Source organism: Rummeliibacillus pycnus, from assembly GCF_050459865.1.
In the GTDB taxonomy this organism is placed as follows: Bacteria; Bacillota; Bacilli; order Bacillales_A; family Planococcaceae; genus Rummeliibacillus; species Rummeliibacillus pycnus_B.
Window position 1 is genome coordinate 99,959 of record NZ_JBCMNM010000039.1, and the last position, 17,443, is coordinate 117,401.

General features: G+C 32.8%; 15 protein-coding genes. 3 read left to right on the forward strand and 12 right to left on the reverse strand.

The genetic code is table 11. From position 1 onward, the window contains the following. Positions 1 to 96 precede the first annotated feature (96 nt). The gene (locus tag ABE048_RS09835; RefSeq protein WP_430310990.1) at positions 97 to 2,208 is read right to left on the reverse strand and encodes an RNA degradosome polyphosphate kinase; all 2,112 of its coding nucleotides are present in this window, start codon (positions 2,206 to 2,208) and stop codon (positions 97 to 99) included. Positions 2,209 to 2,263: 55 nt separating this feature from the next. After that, entirely contained in the window at positions 2,264 to 3,802 is a 1,539-nt protein-coding gene (locus ABE048_RS09840; protein WP_430310991.1) for a Ppx/GppA family phosphatase, read from the reverse strand. 137 nt (positions 3,803 to 3,939) lie between these two features. Here ABE048_RS09840 and ABE048_RS09845 point away from each other — a divergent pair, with 137 nt between their 5' ends. Beyond that, positions 3,940 to 4,410, forward strand: coding sequence for a YkyB family protein (locus ABE048_RS09845; protein WP_430310993.1), 471 nt, complete (start codon positions 3,940 to 3,942; stop codon positions 4,408 to 4,410). A 61-nt stretch (positions 4,411 to 4,471) separates the two neighbouring features. On the opposite strand, the gene ABE048_RS09850 is transcribed toward ABE048_RS09845, so the two are convergent. The 5 genes from ABE048_RS09850 to ABE048_RS09870 all read right to left on the reverse strand — a co-directional run bounded on the left by ABE048_RS09850 (position 4,472) and on the right by ABE048_RS09870 (position 8,508). Continuing rightward, the gene (locus tag ABE048_RS09850) at positions 4,472 to 5,377 is read right to left on the reverse strand and encodes a chemotaxis protein (protein ID WP_430310995.1); all 906 of its coding nucleotides are present in this window, start codon (positions 5,375 to 5,377) and stop codon (positions 4,472 to 4,474) included. Between the two features lie 69 nt (positions 5,378 to 5,446). Further along, the gene (locus tag ABE048_RS09855; protein WP_430310996.1) at positions 5,447 to 6,760 is read right to left on the reverse strand and encodes an MFS transporter; all 1,314 of its coding nucleotides are present in this window, start codon (positions 6,758 to 6,760) and stop codon (positions 5,447 to 5,449) included. Between the two features lie 137 nt (positions 6,761 to 6,897). Continuing rightward, positions 6,898 to 7,770 (reverse strand): NAD(P)-dependent oxidoreductase, encoded by an 873-nt coding sequence (locus tag ABE048_RS09860; protein WP_430310997.1) that lies wholly within the window; start codon positions 7,768 to 7,770, stop codon positions 6,898 to 6,900. A gap of 263 nt (positions 7,771 to 8,033) precedes the next feature. Then, on the reverse strand, positions 8,034 to 8,228 hold the full coding sequence (locus ABE048_RS09865; RefSeq protein WP_430310998.1) for an aspartyl-phosphate phosphatase Spo0E family protein: 195 nt from the start codon (positions 8,226 to 8,228) through the stop codon (positions 8,034 to 8,036). Positions 8,229 to 8,319: 91 nt separating this feature from the next. Continuing rightward, positions 8,320 to 8,508 (reverse strand): hypothetical protein, encoded by a 189-nt coding sequence (locus tag ABE048_RS09870; protein ID WP_430310999.1) that lies wholly within the window; start codon positions 8,506 to 8,508, stop codon positions 8,320 to 8,322. 125 nt (positions 8,509 to 8,633) lie between these two features. Here ABE048_RS09870 and ABE048_RS09875 point away from each other — a divergent pair, with 125 nt between their 5' ends. Beyond that, complete coding sequence (locus tag ABE048_RS09875) at positions 8,634 to 8,825, forward strand: YkvS family protein (protein WP_430311001.1); 192 nt, start codon at positions 8,634 to 8,636, stop codon at positions 8,823 to 8,825. A gap of 385 nt (positions 8,826 to 9,210) precedes the next feature. On the opposite strand, the gene ABE048_RS09880 is transcribed toward ABE048_RS09875, so the two are convergent. Next, complete coding sequence (locus tag ABE048_RS09880) at positions 9,211 to 9,657, reverse strand: MarR family winged helix-turn-helix transcriptional regulator (protein ID WP_430311003.1); 447 nt, start codon at positions 9,655 to 9,657, stop codon at positions 9,211 to 9,213. An 81-nt stretch (positions 9,658 to 9,738) separates the two neighbouring features. Further along, complete coding sequence (locus tag ABE048_RS09885; RefSeq protein ID WP_430311005.1) at positions 9,739 to 11,214, reverse strand: ATP-binding protein; 1,476 nt, start codon at positions 11,212 to 11,214, stop codon at positions 9,739 to 9,741. Positions 11,215 to 11,468: 254 nt separating this feature from the next. Here ABE048_RS09885 and ABE048_RS09890 point away from each other — a divergent pair, with 254 nt between their 5' ends. Continuing rightward, positions 11,469 to 13,217: a B12-binding domain-containing radical SAM protein gene (locus ABE048_RS09890; protein WP_430311007.1), complete on the forward strand. Its 1,749-nt coding sequence runs from the start codon at positions 11,469 to 11,471 to the stop codon at positions 13,215 to 13,217. Positions 13,218 to 13,389: 172 nt separating this feature from the next. Here the strand turns inward: ABE048_RS09890 and ABE048_RS09895 are convergent, their stop codons facing one another. The 3 genes from ABE048_RS09895 to ABE048_RS09905 all read right to left on the reverse strand — a co-directional run bounded on the left by ABE048_RS09895 (position 13,390) and on the right by ABE048_RS09905 (position 17,132). Then, complete coding sequence (locus ABE048_RS09895; protein WP_430311008.1) at positions 13,390 to 14,739, reverse strand: TrkH family potassium uptake protein; 1,350 nt, start codon at positions 14,737 to 14,739, stop codon at positions 13,390 to 13,392. Positions 14,740 to 15,028: 289 nt separating this feature from the next. After that, positions 15,029 to 15,802, reverse strand: coding sequence for a TerC family protein (locus ABE048_RS09900; RefSeq protein WP_430311009.1), 774 nt, complete (start codon positions 15,800 to 15,802; stop codon positions 15,029 to 15,031). Between the two features lie 244 nt (positions 15,803 to 16,046). Further along, on the reverse strand, positions 16,047 to 17,132 hold the full coding sequence (locus ABE048_RS09905) for an SDR family oxidoreductase (RefSeq protein WP_430311010.1): 1,086 nt from the start codon (positions 17,130 to 17,132) through the stop codon (positions 16,047 to 16,049). Positions 17,133 to 17,443 lie beyond the last annotated feature (311 nt).

Genomic DNA, 17,443 nt, shown 5'->3' on the forward strand with positions numbered 1-17,443 from the left:
GCTCTTTTGGTTAAATAACCTCAACCTTGTAAAAGAATAGTTATTCTCAAGGTTGAGAGAATTTGACCTTAGAAGCTGAACAGTCATGTTCTGCTTTTATTCTTCATCAGGTAGCATATGAAAAGATTCTTTTAAAAAGATCTCCTGACTATTAATCCACTGTTCAGATTCATTTTTTTCTTTATAATGATACTCACCATCCGGACCTTGAACACGAGCTTTTACATTATCACTTAATTCTGTTTTCATGATTTTCATAATACGCTTTTTAATCTCTGAATCGAAGATTGGGAATAAAATCTCAACTCGTTTAACCATATTCCTTGTCATCATATCTGCAGAAGAAAGATATAATTTATTTTCTCCATTATGATTGAACCAATAGATTCGTGAATGTTCTAAGAAACGACCAACGATACTTGTGACAGTAATGTTCTCACTTATTTTCGGTACGCCTGGTCGTAAACAGCATATACCTCGGATGATTAATTCGATTTTAACTCCAGCTTTTGATGCTTCATACATTTTCATGATTAAATCTTTATCTGTTAATGAGTTCATCTTTGCACATATATGACCATTGCCGTATTTTTTATGACATATAATTTCTTCATCTAACAATTTGATAAATTCCGTTCGAATGTCAAATGGCGATACAACTAGATGATGGAAGTTTGGCTTTTCTGTATAACCACTTAAATAATTAAAGAAGTTCGTTGCGTCAATTCCAATCTTCTTATTTGTTGTAATAATCCCCATATCCGTGTAAATTTTCGCGGTGGCATCATTATAATTACCAGTACTTAAATGTACAAAACGTTCAATTCGCCCTTGTCGTTTCCGGACAACTAGCGTAATTTTGGAATGCGTTTTTAAATTATGCATACCATAAATCACCAAACAACCTGCTTGTTCTAATTCTTTTGCCCAATGTACATTGTTCGCTTCATCAAAGCGTGCTTTTAACTCAACTAAAACCGTTACTTGTTTACCATTTTCAGCAGCTTGCTTTAATGCTTGAATAACAGGTGAATTACCACTTACACGATATAATGTCTGCTTAATTGCAAGTACATTCGGATCCTCTGCAGCTTCAGTTACAAAATCTACAATTGGAGCAAAAGATTCGAATGGATGATGGAAGAACAAATCTTGTGTTAAAGCTTTTTCAAATATGTCTTCATCTGACCCTAAATCTAGCGGTGCTTGTGGGATAAAACTTTCATATTCTAAATGCTCTCGACCTTCAACAATAATTTTACAAAATGAGTATAAGAAAGTTAGATCTAATGGGCAATCCAAACTATACACATCCGCTTCCCAATCTTCTAACACCTTTAATAAATATTGCAGTACATCTTCATTCATCTCACCTGAACGGACTTCAATACGACTAACTGCTCCCCATTTACGCTTTTTTAACTCTTTCTCAATTTCAACAAGAAGATCTCGCGCACCTTCTTCATGAATTGTTAAATCTGCATTACGTGTTAGACGGAAGGATTGAGTAGATTTCACTTTATAGCCAAAAAATAATTTATCGATTTTTGCACTAATTACATCTTCCAGTAATACTCCTCGAATTTCATTTCTATCAGATGGAAGCTTAATAAAACGATCCAATACAGAAGGAACCTGAACTATGGCAATTTTATCTCGAAATTCTGGCTCTGCTTTCTCATGCTCTAGATGTACAATGATATTCATTGTCTTACTCAGTAGTGTAGGAAAAGGTCGATAGGCGTCTACAGCAACTGGTGTCAAAACAGGGAAGATAATTTCTTCAAAGTATTCGTTTAAAAAGGTATTTTGTTCTTTATTTAGGCTATTTGTTTTTTGTAAGAAAACCTTCTCTTTAGGTAGTTGTTTGAGTACAAGATCTTTAAAAACCTCTGTTTGACGTGCAACAAGTGCCTGTGTGCGCTCTAAAATATGCGACAATTGTTCCTTTGGCGTTAAGCCTGCCTTGTTTTCCGGCTTATGAAACCCAGCTCTAACTTGGTCTTGAAGCCCCGCAACCCTAACCATGAAAAATTCATCCAAATTCGAACTAAAAATAGCTAAAAATTTCAATCTTTCTAATAATGGATTATTGATATCCTCAGCCTCTTGTAACACACGTTCATTAAATGCCAACCAACTTAGTTCACGATTATTGTAGTATTGTGGTTTAGCAATTTCTTCTAAATCTATTTTTGTTGCTTCCATCATCTAACCTTCCTTTTTATATAAAGTGAAACGGATGAACTTCCCCGGCTTTAATTTATAGTTGTATAAAGTCTAAAGAAACATTGCCTGTAAATAATCGATCTATATGCTTTTTCTGACGGTTAATTTTATACTTTTCTGCTAATGCATTCCCTTTTGTATAAATGTGGACAATTACTTCTTGTCCATTTTGCGATAGCTTGAGATTCTCTACAATTTTTCTTTTAGAAGCATCGAGAGCATAGACAAACTTTAGTAATGCACCGATACCTTGTATTCTTTTTAACTCTTCTTTTGAAAACCATTCTATAAATGGTTCAACATATCTTTTAAATACATCCTTGTTTTTATAAGATGCTAATAATGCTAAACGCACTCGATCTTTATGACCTAGCCCATCTATTGATCGGTTTGAAAGTAAATAGAATGTATGTTGGCTTGCTGCATCTGCTTCGATATATTCCCCTAAATAGAATAATTTCGCGGCTTGAAGCATCATGGCTAAATCAGCTTCTGAATATTGCAATGCATCATATTTGCAAAACTCTTGATATGCTTTTTCACAAAGCTTTACAAAATACTCATTGTGCTCTTCTGATTTACCAAATTCTTGAGCTAGAAAATTAACGTTGGATTCAAACACATGGTATTTGTCAAAGGCATTTGGATTTTCTTTTAATATTTTTTCTATAACAAGCCCTTCTCTAAGGCCTTTTCGACTAAATTGGAAAATCGGACTTTCTACAACATCCATCAATGCTTGGAAAACTTCTAGAACAGGCGCTATAATGTCTGCTCTATCACTAGACAAACCATCAAGTTGTTTTAATTCTTCAAAGCTTAAACTTGAAATTTCTGACCGAATCTCGTCAAAATCATCATTTGTCATTTTATATTGATGAATGCCTGATATCGGATAGTTTTTCTTACGCTGATCCATCTTCGCCATATTACGAGCACTGCCACCAATGCCGATGACAGGTAATTTAAGACCAGTCAACCAACTTAACGTTAAAAACTGTTCTTTTGCAAACTCATAAATCTTTTGGCGTTCTTCATCTGTTAACGTATTACTTTGCATAAATTGTTGTTTGAGTGATACAGAACCAAATGGGAAACTGTGAGATTGTATTAACTCTTTATTATGATAATACGTGATTTCAGTACTTCCTCCCCCCATATCAATCGTTATTGCTGAGGGTGTTGCGATTGTGTGAATCACTGCAAAATAGCCATAGAATGCCTCTTGTTCTTCTGACAATAATTTAATTTCAATCCCAATCTCTTTTTTCAATTTATCTAAAATTTCAGGACCATTAGTAGCTTGACGAATAGCTGCCGTTGCAGTTGCTAGTACATCGGTTATATCGTAATCATGTAACATATCTCGGAAAGTACCTAGAATAGTTTGCAGAATTTGAATTCCTTGTTCTGATAATTTGCCATTAGGTAAAATATAATTACGTAACCGGGCAACTACTTTAATATTCTCAATTTCTTTCATACCACGCTTAAGATCATATTTGTATAAAACTAGTCTAACGGTATTAGAGCCAATATCGATTATTGCTGTTTTTATATCCAATAATGTCACATCCTCTTGTTTTCAACACTCACTATATACAATGAATACTAATATTGGTATCATAGTATATTATAGATTGAATGGTCAGAATTTTCCCTCACATAATGTGTTATTTTCGATTTAATTTCTATGAAAGGTAGGTTTTTATGAGTAATTACTACAAAGATAGAGAAATAGCCACAGCCATTTATACGGTTAACAAGCATGCAAAGACTGCCCTCGATAATCGATCACTCTACACCTTAAAACGCCTAGCTCTCGAGAAAATGATTCGTACAGGTCGTGCAAATAGATTAGGTCTGCATTTCGTAAAAAAACCACGTTACAGTCAACAACAATCCGCTGTTGTCATTCAGTGTGCAGATTATTATTTTCACACTTTACCCAAAAAAGAAGATTTTAAACAATTACCCCATTTAGGACATCTTGACGAAACATATCGGAATCCACGTAGAAATATGAGTCTCAATGTTGCTAAGAGTATTATAAATGATTTCTTAGATTTATCATGTACGAAACAATTAACAAAAAAGAAAAAATTGACACCAAAGAAAATTCACGACGAAAAAGTAAAACATGATTATTATAAAAACAGCAGTTATTTTTATGGTCATTAATTCAAATTAATTGAAGAAAAACCGGATTCTGAGAAGTCAGATATCCGGTTTTTTCTACTTCTTATAATACGTATTCATCCACTTTTAAAATCAAATCCGCAATTTCTGGTTTACTAATTTGATCTTCAGCTCCTACCTCTTCTCCTTTATGTCGCAAGTCATCTGTTATTAAACTAGAGAAAATGATGATTGGTAATTTTTTAAGTACTGGATTTGATTTAACTTGCTTTGTCAAATGGTGTCCATCCATTTGTGGCATTTCAATATCTGTCACCATTAATTGAACATACTTACTAATATCATCTGTTTTTTCTGCTATATTTAAAAGATAATCTAATGCATCTCTACCATTTTCAAAGAACTCAACATTTGCATAACCAGCTTCAAGCATCGTATCATGCAATAATTTACGTAGTAATGGTGAATCCTCAGCGATTACGATTTTCTTTTCTGAACGTTGGCGGTTCCCAAGTTTTTTTACAGATGCAACATTAATTCCAGAGTCAGGATTTATGTCTACCATAATTTTTTCGAAATCTAATAATAATAACATGATGTTATTTCGCTTAATAACACCAATAACTTGAGAATTACCACCTTGATACATATCAGATGGTTTTTCAATTTGATCCCATGAAATTCGGTGAATTTGAGTTACATTGTCGACATGGAAAACAACACGTTGTCGATTAAATTCAGCAACAATATATTTTTGTTGTTCGCTATAAGGTGTATTCATCAAACCTAATACTTTCTTCATATCTACGACTGGTAACACTTCACCACGTAATTGAATAATTCCTTCAACATGTGGATGTGCATGTGGGATAAATGTTACTGGAATCGGTTGAATAATCTCTTTAACTTTAATAACATTAATCCCAAATTTATTTGATCCTACTTCGAATTCGACAATTTCAAGCTCATTTGTGCCACTTTCTAGTAAAATCCCTTTATTTTCATTCATACAGGGATGCCTCCTTAACTTTACTTCTTATTGCTTCAATTGTACCATATTCGTACAATTGCTCCCATATCAATTCGTGACATTCGTCCGAACTCTCAAATGGATAAGCAACCCAATAATAGTCATTATGATTAATGTAGAAAGTGCTATTCGACTTGCGATTGCGCCATAATCTTTTAGTAACAAAGTAACTGTGCCGTATATAGCTGGACCTATTATAGATGAAACTTTTCCTGAGAATGCAAATAATCCAAAGAACTGCCCTTGCTTCTCCTTAGGAGATAATTCGATGATTAATGTACGTGATGTAACCCACATGGAACCAAGTGAAATACCAAACATACTTCCCGCAATCCAAAACAAACTTGGTTCTACCGCAATTACAGCCAGTATTAATGCAACGATCATTATAATCGACACGCAGGTTACTGCAGATTTCGCACCAATTTTCTTCGTAATATATCCAAATGCAAGAGAACCGATAATCGACGATATAGTAGAAACTAAATAGAGAAGGATGAATTCAGTAGAAGTAAATCCTACAATTGCGGTTGCATACACGGCCATCATAGCAATCGCGGTTGCAAGCGCATCGTTGATAAAGAAATAAGCAAACATGAAGGTAAAAATCGCTCTATATTGCTTCATATCTTTAAATGTTGCAATAATTTCTCTGTAACCTTCTAGAAATGTTGATCGACTACGTTCAATCTTAGGAAATGGCTGATCTTTATTGATAAAAAATAGTGGCAATGAAAAGAGTAAATACAATACCGCTGTCGGAATGAAAGCCTTGTGAAAATCTGAATTTCCAACATAAAGATAAACGAGCAGTCCGAATAGTGTACCTAAATACCCAACTGCAACACCAAATCCTGAAATCAGTGGCATTTCTTCTTTTGTTCCTAAATCAGGCATCATTGCATCGTAAAATACTAAACTAGAATTGAAAAAGAATTTTGCTATGACAAAACTTATAACAACATAGAATAAACTAATTGGGATTCCTGCATCTGATATACCAAAATCAAATGAGCTAAAAACTCCCATAAAAAAAGTAAAAAGTATTGAGATTGAAGCAAACCATACGATCCATTTCTTTTTGTAGCCTGTACGGTCAATCAATACTCCAAATAACGGTGAAAAAATAACTAAGAAAAAGCTAGCAATTGCATTTGCATAAGATATAAATGTACTTGCAACCTGCTGTTTAACCTCATCTGTACCTAGTGTTTCATCCATGTAAAACGGAAAGAAAATGGTATTAATATTCGATGAAAAAATAGTGTTTGCAAAATCATAAAAGGCCCAGGATAAAATCGGTAAAGATAGGTATAAAGCAAGTGAACTACGTACTTTTGTATTTCTAAACTGTTTCTCCATAGCCTCACCCCCAATAGAATATTATTCCATAAGACATGAATTATTTCCTTTCTCCAAATAAAAATTTACAATATCATTACAAAAAAATGAGTCAGACAAAAGAAACTTTTGACCAACTCATTTTTCCTATCTCATTATTATTTTACATAGTAATCGATTAATGCCTGTGTACCATTGTCATCATACCCTTCGGCAGACAATTCATCATACATTTGTTTTGCAAGTACAAGCCCTGGTAATTTTAGCTCCATAAGTTTTGCTTCTTCTAATGCAATTCTTATATCCTTGAGAAAGTGTTTAATATAAAATCCAGGTTCCTTATCATCTCTTACCATCCGTGGGGCTAAGTTACTTAGTGACCAAGATCCTGCTGCACCTGTTGAAATAGACTCTAATACAGTATTAATATCTAATCCTGCTTTTTTACCATAAGCAATAGCTTCACAAACTCCAATCATGTTCGTTGCAATCGCAATTTGGTTACACATTTTCGTATGTTGTCCCGCTCCGGCTTCGCCTTGATAAACGATATTCCCACCAAAAACTTCAAACAAAGGCAATACCTTAGCAAATGTAGCTTTGTCTCCTCCAACCATAATGGAAAGAGTACCATTTTGTGCTCCAATATCTCCTCCAGATACCGGGGCATCTAAGGCTTCCATTTGTACTGATTTAGCATGTTCTGCAATTTTTTTCGCCAAAGTTGGTTGCGATGTTGTCATATCAACAACGATAGTGCCAACTTTACTATTCTCGAAAATACCATGATCACCAAAATAGACTTCTTCTACATCTTGTGGATAACCAACCATTGTAAAGACGATATCTGACTCTTGTGCTACTTCACCTGCAGTACCATACCATTTGGCGCCCAATTCGATTAAATTCTCTGCTTTAGCCTTCGTTCGAGAATAGATATGTACTTCGTGCTCTTCTTTTAATAAATGCTTAACGATACTTGCTCCCATTACGCCTGTACCAATAAATCCAATTGACCATTTGTTTGTCATAGCAGTACCTCCTACAAAATTGTTATCCATATTATACCAGACTTTTTAGAAATTTTTAATTATTTATAATCAATCCTATTTTTTTCGAATATGAGCCCGAAAGCTTCATTCATAAAAAAAGAGCAGATACACAAAGTATCTGCTAAATGAAAGGGGGAAATGAGATTGTTGCTGTGTTCTTTATTACTATTCCACCCTTTAAAATATTTAAACCTAATTTTCGAAAAAAAATTATTTTTTTCTATAGAATCAGTTAGAACGGTTTACTGCTTTATTAAATCAATATTTATAGAATACTCATTCATGTCATTTACATTTTGTAATTGATAGGTATTTAATAATTGATCTAACTTTTTACTTAAGCGGATGGTTTCAACATTTGAAAAACCGTTCTCAATTCCAGAGCGAATCATTTTCTCTCTTGTTTTTTCCAACTTTTTCAAGATCGATTCAGACATACACCTTCCTCCTTTCAGCAAAATTCATGTTCATTATTATACTATTATTCCCACATTTTCGGAGATGAAAGTTCCGACATCATTCGACAGTTTAACTTCTTGCCTCTTCCAAATAAATATATACAATATCACCGCCTTGTTGCGCGATCCCTTGAAAATGCTTAAAATCTTCTCTTTCAACCAAAACTTCTCTTAGTGCATAAAATTCATTTTTGTCGATCTTTATTTCTTTTAATGTTCCATTTTTTAACTCATCTAGTTTATTTTTATAATCATTCATATTAATAACTTCCTTTTCGTATGTTGTAAAAAAAAATAAAAAATAATTCTCTACAGAAATTACTTTACGTATGAACAATTTTAAGGCAAACTGTAAAGTATTAGTAGATGAAGGGGCTGATTTTCATGAAAATAGCTGAAATTGGAAATATTATCGAGTTTGGTGATGGTCTTCAAGGTATTGTCGAAAAAATAAATGAAAACTCCGTAATCGTTAATCTTACTTACATGGAAAACTTCAATCAATTAGATATGGAAGAAAGAACTGTAATAAACCATAAACGCTATAAAATTTTAGCAAATGCTGCTGAAAAATAGCGAAGGAAAATTATCTTATTTTACATATTATTTTTCTAATTGCTTTCTAATCAGTTACATTTATCAAAGATCATTGAGAATTCAATTGCCATCCTTCAAATATTGTTGGGTGGCATTCCTTTTTTGGGGATTTATTTAACATACTTATGATATTTCATCAGATTCACTACTAGCGAAAGCTTTCCAGCTAGAGTGGTCGCCTTTCGCCAAGTAATATATACCACTTATTATTATGATTCTTATAATAATGGTATCACTTATATTCCCATTATTACCACTTTTTCAACTTCTGAAACTATATAGAGTTTCTCTCAAATTCCAAAAAACAATTTTATAAATTCTTATTAAAAAAACGAGCGATGAAACAATCCATCACTCGTTTTTTTTAATAAGATAAGTCTTTAATAGAAAGACCTAATTTTTTTAGTAATTCTATAGCTTGTTCCTTCTCGTCAGGAGATAAAGCATTAGTTAAGTCATGGAGTTGCTTTTCATGTCTGGGGAAAAGCTCGTCCATAAACAACTTTCCTTCATCGGTAATTTCTGCATACGTGATTCGGCGATCCGATGGACAAGAAACTCGAGATAAATAACCACGTTTCTCAAGCTTATCAATCACATACGTAATGGAGCCACTTGCCAATAAAATTTTGTTACCAATCTTTTGAAGGGGTTGTGGTCCTTTATGATAAAGTAATTCCAATACTGCAAATTCTGTTGGGTTTAAACCATTTTCTTGGAAGAACTGATTTGTACACTCATTTAGCGCTTTATTTGCTCTCGAAAGTACGATAAACAATTTTAAAGATTGTTTCACTTCTTCTGATGCCATAATATTCATCCTCTATATTGATATCTTGATTTAAAACTATTATAGCGATATGACAGAAGTTTTGTCAAAAAATGCATTAGGTTAAACAGGATAAATAAAATTACGTTCCATCTGGATATTCGGAATATTAATTGCTTGATCAACTTCTGCGACACGATCAATTTGGCTCTTCATTACTAAAGGAAATACAATTTCAAAGGTAGTTCCTTCCCCTTCTTTACTTGTTGCAAATATTTCCCCACCATGTTCTTCAATTGTTTTTATGACGAATGATAGACCTAGGCCAGTACCCTCAGGCTTTGTTGTATAAAATGGGAGGAAAATATTTTGTAATTGTTGCTCTGACATGCCTGTCCCATCATCTTTTATTGTTAAAGTTACTCGATCATAATAATCAACATATTGTTGAATCGTAATATTTCCACCAGTAGGCATAACTTCAATTGCATTTTTAAATAAATTAATAAATACTTGTTTCATCTTATTTTTATTACCTAAAATAAAATCATCTTGATATATATTCTTTTCATACACAATTTGAATGTTTTGAATTAGCGCTTTAGGTTGCATTAATTCAATGGTTTGTTCAACAAGTTCTCCAATTGGGAAAACATTCATTTCATATTCTCCTGGTTTTGAAAGACTTAAAAATTCATTGACAATGCTTTCTATTCTCTGAATTTCACTGTCTATAACGGATAAATAGCGTTTATTCTCGTCAGTTGCATTCAACTTCATCAAATCTGTAAAACCTTTAAGAGATGTCATTGGGTTCTTAATCTCATGAGCGATACTTGCTGCCATTTCACCAATCATTTGAAGCGTTTGTTGATGTTCAATTTGTTTAATTAACATAATTTTTTCTGTTTCATCGCTTATAGCAGTTAAATGAATATCTGCGAATCGATCGTAATTGCTCTTTAATTGAACATAACGAATCCCATCTATAGTGGGAACTTGTATCGTTACTTCTCCACTACCGATTTCGATTAGTCTTTTATAAAATCTTTGAATTTTAGATCTATCTTTTGGGAATAGTGTCAATAATATTGTTGAATATTGTCCAATTAAGCCTTTACTAGAAATATTAAGTAACTTTTCTGCCATTTCGTTAATTTCAAGAATCTTACCTTCCGCATCGGTTAATAAAAGACCATTTCCAGATTGATCGAATACACGTTGATATTTTGCTTCAATATCATAGTGTTTTTCAATTTTAGAAGGTGCTTCGGAATAATGAAAACATAGTAAAATCCAATCGTATACATCTGAATAATAGCTGCTAACTTTCATATCCTCAATCTTGTAATATAATGTATCAATCGTCATTTTTTCAGCTATATACGAGTGACTTTTAGTATTTTCTACCATTCTGTTCCAAGTTTTTAAGGATTCTTTGTTAAACCAACTACAAATATTAACATCTTCTTCAATTTGTAATAGATTTTGAGCTAATTCATTTGCATACAAAATATGGTATCTATGATCCACTATTACTATTGGTTCTTCACATTCTTGAAACGAAAAATCAAAAGCTTGAAAAATTTCCTTAGCCATTAGATACTCACCAAGCCCTTCTTTTTTTATACTTATATGAATCTTGTCCAAAAACTATGACAATGCTCTTATATTCTAAAAACAATTATACAAATGCTAATATTCAGATTATTCCATAAATTCTAATCGTTTGAAATAGGTACTATTACTTATATTATTTTCGCTATAATTAACTTGTTACATTTATTTTAATAGGTCAATGTAAAATATTCAATAAATTTCCACAATAACTTTTTAACTAGAGGAGTCTTTACATGAATATAGTTCTTACTACATTAAACGCTAAGTATATCCATACTAATCTTGCTATTCGAAATTTGAAATCCTATGCAAAACCTGAATTTGAACCTATCCTAGCTGAATACACTATAAAAGATCCTTCCTTTAATATTGTGTCAGATCTTTATCAAAAAAAACCAGATATTATCGGTTTCAGTTGTTATATATGGAATATTGAAGAAACTATTCGCGTTATTCGTATGCTAAAAAAAATAAGTCCAAATACGACAATTATTTTAGGCGGTCCAGAGGTTTCTTATGATGTTCATGATTGGTTACATCGTATTGAAGAAGTTGATTATATTATTATGGGAGAGGGCGAATTATCATTCAAACAATTGCTCCATTATTTAAATGGTCAAATTCCTATAGATGATGTACCTGGAATTGGTTATTTAAAAGAAGGTAAGGTCGTCATTCATCCTGCTGCACAAAAAATTGATTTACGTGAAGTACCTAGTCCATTCCGTTTCGAAGAGGATATTCCTCATATTCCAAAACGGATTGCTTATATCGAAACAAGTCGCGGCTGTCCGTTTAATTGCCAGTTTTGTCTTTCTTCTATTGAAGTTGGTGTCCGTTACTTTAATCGAGAGAATATCAAAAACGATATTCGCTATTTAATGGATCATGGTGTTCGTACAGTCAAATTTGTCGATCGAACATTTAATATTAGCAGAAGTTATGCAATGGAAATGTTTCAATTTCTTATAGACGAGCATAAACCTGGTGTCGTGTTCCAATTTGAAATCACTGCAGATATTATGAGACCTGAAGTTATTCAATTTTTAAATGACAACGCACCTAAAGGATTATTCCGTTTTGAAATAGGCGTACAATCTACAAATGATTTAACAAATGATTTAGTTAAACGACGTCAAAACTTTACCAAACTTTCTCGAACTGTGAACATGGTAAAAGAAGGAGGTAAAATTGATCAACATTTAGATTTAATAGCAGGATTACCTGAAGAAGATTATATGAGCTTCAGCAAAACCTTTAACGATGTATTTGCGATGCGACCTGAAGAATTACAATTAGGATTTTTAAAATTATTACGTGGTACTGGTCTTCGTTTACAGGCAAAACAATTTGGTTATCAATATATCGATATGGCTCCTTATGAAATTTTCTCTAATAATGTATTATCATTTGATGATATTCTTCATATAAAGCAGACTGAAGATATTTTAGAGAAATATTGGAATGATCATCGAATGAATAGTACAATTGAATATTTAGTAACAGAAGTATTTGACTCTGCTTTCGACTTTTTCCAAGAGTTCGGAACTTATTGGGATGAACAAGGATGGTCTCGTATTGGGCATCAGTTAGAGGATCTATTTACTCGCTTATTAGCTTTCTTAGAGCAACGTGGGAGTGTACCATTAGATGTTGTAACTAATTTAATGCAGCTTGACTATTTAAAAACTCAGCAATTTCAACCTCGTAAACTTTGGTGGCAAATTCGGACAAAAGAAGAAGTTTCGAAGCTTATTTTCAAAGCATTACGCGAAAATCCTGGCATTGCTGGTTTAGAATTTGCCAATATGAATGTTTCAGAAAAGGATTTATATAAGCATACATTGTTAACACCATTTAACATTGACTATGATGCCTATACTAATGGTGAAATTAAAAAACAAAGAGGCTATTTATTCACATTCTTCCGCAAAGATGGATCACCTTATTTTACAACGATTGATGAAACAACCTTTGCCTAAATTAGAACTCTATTTTGTGAAATTTCACTTTCTGTAAAACAGAAAGGAATTTCGCAATTAAGTAAGAAGGCTGTCTCAAAGTGTGTTATTCTACCACTTTTGAAACAGCCTTTTTTATTTATTCTTAAATTACTTATATTCCACTTAAACAATCTCTTGACTCTTGAAATCTTTATCCAATAATAACGCGCTCTTTTGGATAATGATAATTCGTCTTTTTCGATTTTCCGCCAATCGAATATAGGAACGAAATGATTCCAACACGTCCTATGAACATTAGAACCATCATAACAACTTTACCAAATGATGATAGATGTTCCGTTAAGCCTAGCGACATTCCAACTGTACCGAAAGCTGATGTAATTTCAAAAAGAATTTGCATTAGTGTCGCATTCGATTCTGATAATGTTAAAATCATGGTTGCTACAACTACTATGAAAATCGATACAATAATGACTACGTAAGAACGGTATACATCAATCATATGAATTTCACGATTGAAGATTTGAATTTCTGTTTTATTCCTTGCAAAATTGATCAAGAAAAGAATGGCAACCGCAAAAGTTGTAGTTCGAATACCTCCTCCAACAGAATTTGGAGAAGCCCCAATAAACATTAGCGCACTTAAAAAGATATCTGTCGCTTCATTGAAATCCGTTATATCAACTGTTACGAATCCTGAAGATCTTGCAGATAAAGAATGGAACATCGCTGTAAACAATGCTTCATGCCAGCTCATTCCTTTAAACGAATGGAAAGATTCTAATATTAAGATCCCTAATGAACCAACAACAAATAGAATAGCGTAAGTTGTAGTTGTAATTTTCGTAAAAAGAGAAAATTTAAAATGACTGTCCCTATTTGAAAGGAATCTTTTCACTTCAATTAATACAGGAAATCCAATAGTCCCCAATACCATCATAATCATATTAATCAATTGTACGAAATAATCATGATGAAAAGGTACCAACGAACTTCCTGTAATATCAAAACCTGAATTGGTTGTGGCTGAGATTGCAGCAAATAATCCATTATAGAGGGCTTCTTTAAATGTATCAAAATACTGTGTAAAATAAAGAGTTAAAATGGTTGCTCCAATCAACTCAATTCCCAATAATATTTTTAGTATCTCTTTAATCAAATGTACGACACCAGAAAGATTATATTGATTATGATCTACCATAATTAATTGTCTTTCACGTAAACCAATTTTTTTCCCGAACAAAAGCCATGTAAAGGTACCTAATGACATAATACCAATTGCACCAAGCTGCATTATTAAACATAACATCACAATTCCAAAGGTAGTATACGTCTCTGGAATATTGAAAACTGATAATCCCGTAACACTTACTGCACTTACAGCTGTAAACAAACTATCTAATAAGGATACCTGTACACCATCTCGATGGACACCTGGTAATCTTAATAGAATAAATGAAATAGCTATAGCGACAAAGTAATATAAAACGATCGCTTGGAATGGTGTTGAACGCTTATTGAAATCTTTAGCTGTTTCCATAATATCGATCCTTTCACTCTTGAAACCAACATACAATCAATTGTATGAAAAATTAGGCAAAAAAGAAAGAGCCTTATCATATTAGCCATATTCATCCTTTAAATTTCGCTACTTATACTTCTCCTTATTACAGCAAAAAATCCGATTTAAATAAAAGTTGAAACGACTTATTCAGACTCTAAAACCGTAAAAACCCCTCAGTGGAAAGTGTTATTTCACTTTTTGACTGCGGGGATAATTAGAAGTAGATAACCTAAATGTAGATTATTTATTCTTCGATTTCTTTAATTTATTTAGCTTCATTCACTTCTACTTTTTTCTTATTCCGTACACCTGTGAGATATCCTCCAAGTGCTATTAATAAAAGTACACTCCAGAATATACTATTCCATAATGTAGAATGTGGGAAATGTTCGTCTAACACCCCAACTTTCGGATGAGCTAATGTCATCACAGTTAGTTTTACACCAACCCATCCAACGATTAAGAATGCAGCTGTTTCAAGGGATGGGTATTTTTGTAATATGCGCACAAACCATTGCGCTGCAAATCGCATAATGATTAAACCGATAATACCACCTAAGAACATCACTGCAAATTGGCCACCATTAATACCACCGATATGGAAGCTACCCACTTCTGGTAAAGTTACAGCAAGTGCAACTGCTGCTAACATTGAATCAATGGCAAAAGCTAAATCGGCCAATTCAACTTTTACAACTGTAGCCCAAAATCCAGATGCTTTTTTCTCTTTCTGTTGCTCTTCCCCACCGTTTTTATGTTTTCGCATATCATAAATATGTTTAATACAGATAAATAGAAGATAAGCAGCGCCAATTGCCTGTACCCACCACCAGTTAACTAAAAATGTGATTAAAAACAGTGCTGCAAAACGTAATACAAACGCACCTATTAATCCATAGAATAATGCTTTTTTCTGTTCAACTCGTGGTAAGTGTTTTACCATAACTGCCATAACCACAGCGTTATCAGCTGCTAATAATCCTTCCAAAACAACGAGCACTAACAGCACCCATCCATATTCCAAAATAACAGTTTCCATCCAATTTCCTCCTTTTTTACAAAAAATAAAAGACCTCTGCCTATAAAAGGCAAAGGTCTCGCTTAGCAATTTTTAAAAAGTTAATTTGCTCTCATACCCGATGGACATTTAAGCCATGTAATGACGAATATGAGTTAGGTTTCCCTATAGCTACTCCCCTTTGACAATAATGTCAAAAGTTATTTAGTTTTTGTATAAGCTTAGTATATTAAATAATGATCTAAAAGTAAACAAAGTAATTTAATTATTTTATTTGAATTTGGTATACCTGATTATTTTTATGTTCTTCATAATATTGAATCATAGTTGGAATAGTTTGGATAAAATCTGCACACTCAATCCCTGAGTCCTTTAACAGAGTAGTTGCAACAGTTGTATCAAAACTTGCATTCCAAGATAAATAATCAAGCGCTTCATATTCCACACCAAGCTTTTTACGAATAGCATGAATGCCTAATGATGCTTGAGCAATATTTAGTGGAATATGACCTTTTGGTGTTTTACCCGTTATTTCTTTTACAAAAGCACGATATACTTCCTGTACTGGATGTGGATTTGGATCTGTTAAATGAACTGTGGCACCAATTGCTCCCTCAAGTTCACTTAAGTACATAGAAGCCTTAAAAATATAATCGACAGGAACTACATTAATTTTGGTAGTTGAATACCCTATATACGGAATAATTGGAAGCCTTCTCAACCGATTAATCATATTCAGTAAAAAATATGGACCATCAAATTTAATCGTCTCTCCAGTCGTAGAGTCTCCTCGAACGATACCAGGACGAATAATGGTAACTGGTATATGATCTTTCATCTTTTCAACTAATAATTCAGCTTCAAACTTCGTTTCTTCATAAAAGTTTTTAAAGCCTTCTGGAGGAACAAGTTCTGTTTCCAGTAAATTTCCTATGCGTGTTCCTGCTACATATGCCGTACTAAAATACATATAGCGTTTCAAGAGCGGCAACTCTTTTACAAATAGGTTCATCATTTCTGTACCATGCACATTAACTTTCCAAGCAATAGGTCTAGGAACGGCTAAATCATAGATTGCAGCTAAATGCCAAACGACTTCCACCTGATCTTGTAGCATGATAATGGTTTCATCATTTAAATCTAATTGTGGTAAAGTAATATCCCCTTCAATTAATACAATCTCCTTATCTGGAAATTGCGATAGAATGGCTTTTTTCTCTTTTTCTGCTTTTTCTAATTGAGTAGCTAATACAATAGTATAAACACGGTCATAATTATATTTTTCAAATGCCTCACGAATTATTCTACTAGCAATAAACCCTGGAAATCCTGTAAAAAAAGCTGTTGTCATTCATTTACCTTCTTTCTATCTATTGAAATAAGAATGGCGACTTTTACATCCATTTATCATAATTTTATCAATATATCTGCATTGTTATATGGATTTAACTTAATCTTTACAAATACTCAACATTCCATTAGCTTGTCTATCATTGTATGATAGCCAGTTTAAAAAACCTTAATCTATAAAAATTCTTTTCTTCTTATAATAATTAATATTCTGAATTTTTACAAATATTTTTTATTTTTTTGTTAAATAAGTTAATTTTATATATAGTATTTACTTAGTATACCGCTCCATATGGCGCTTTCCGCGGGCGA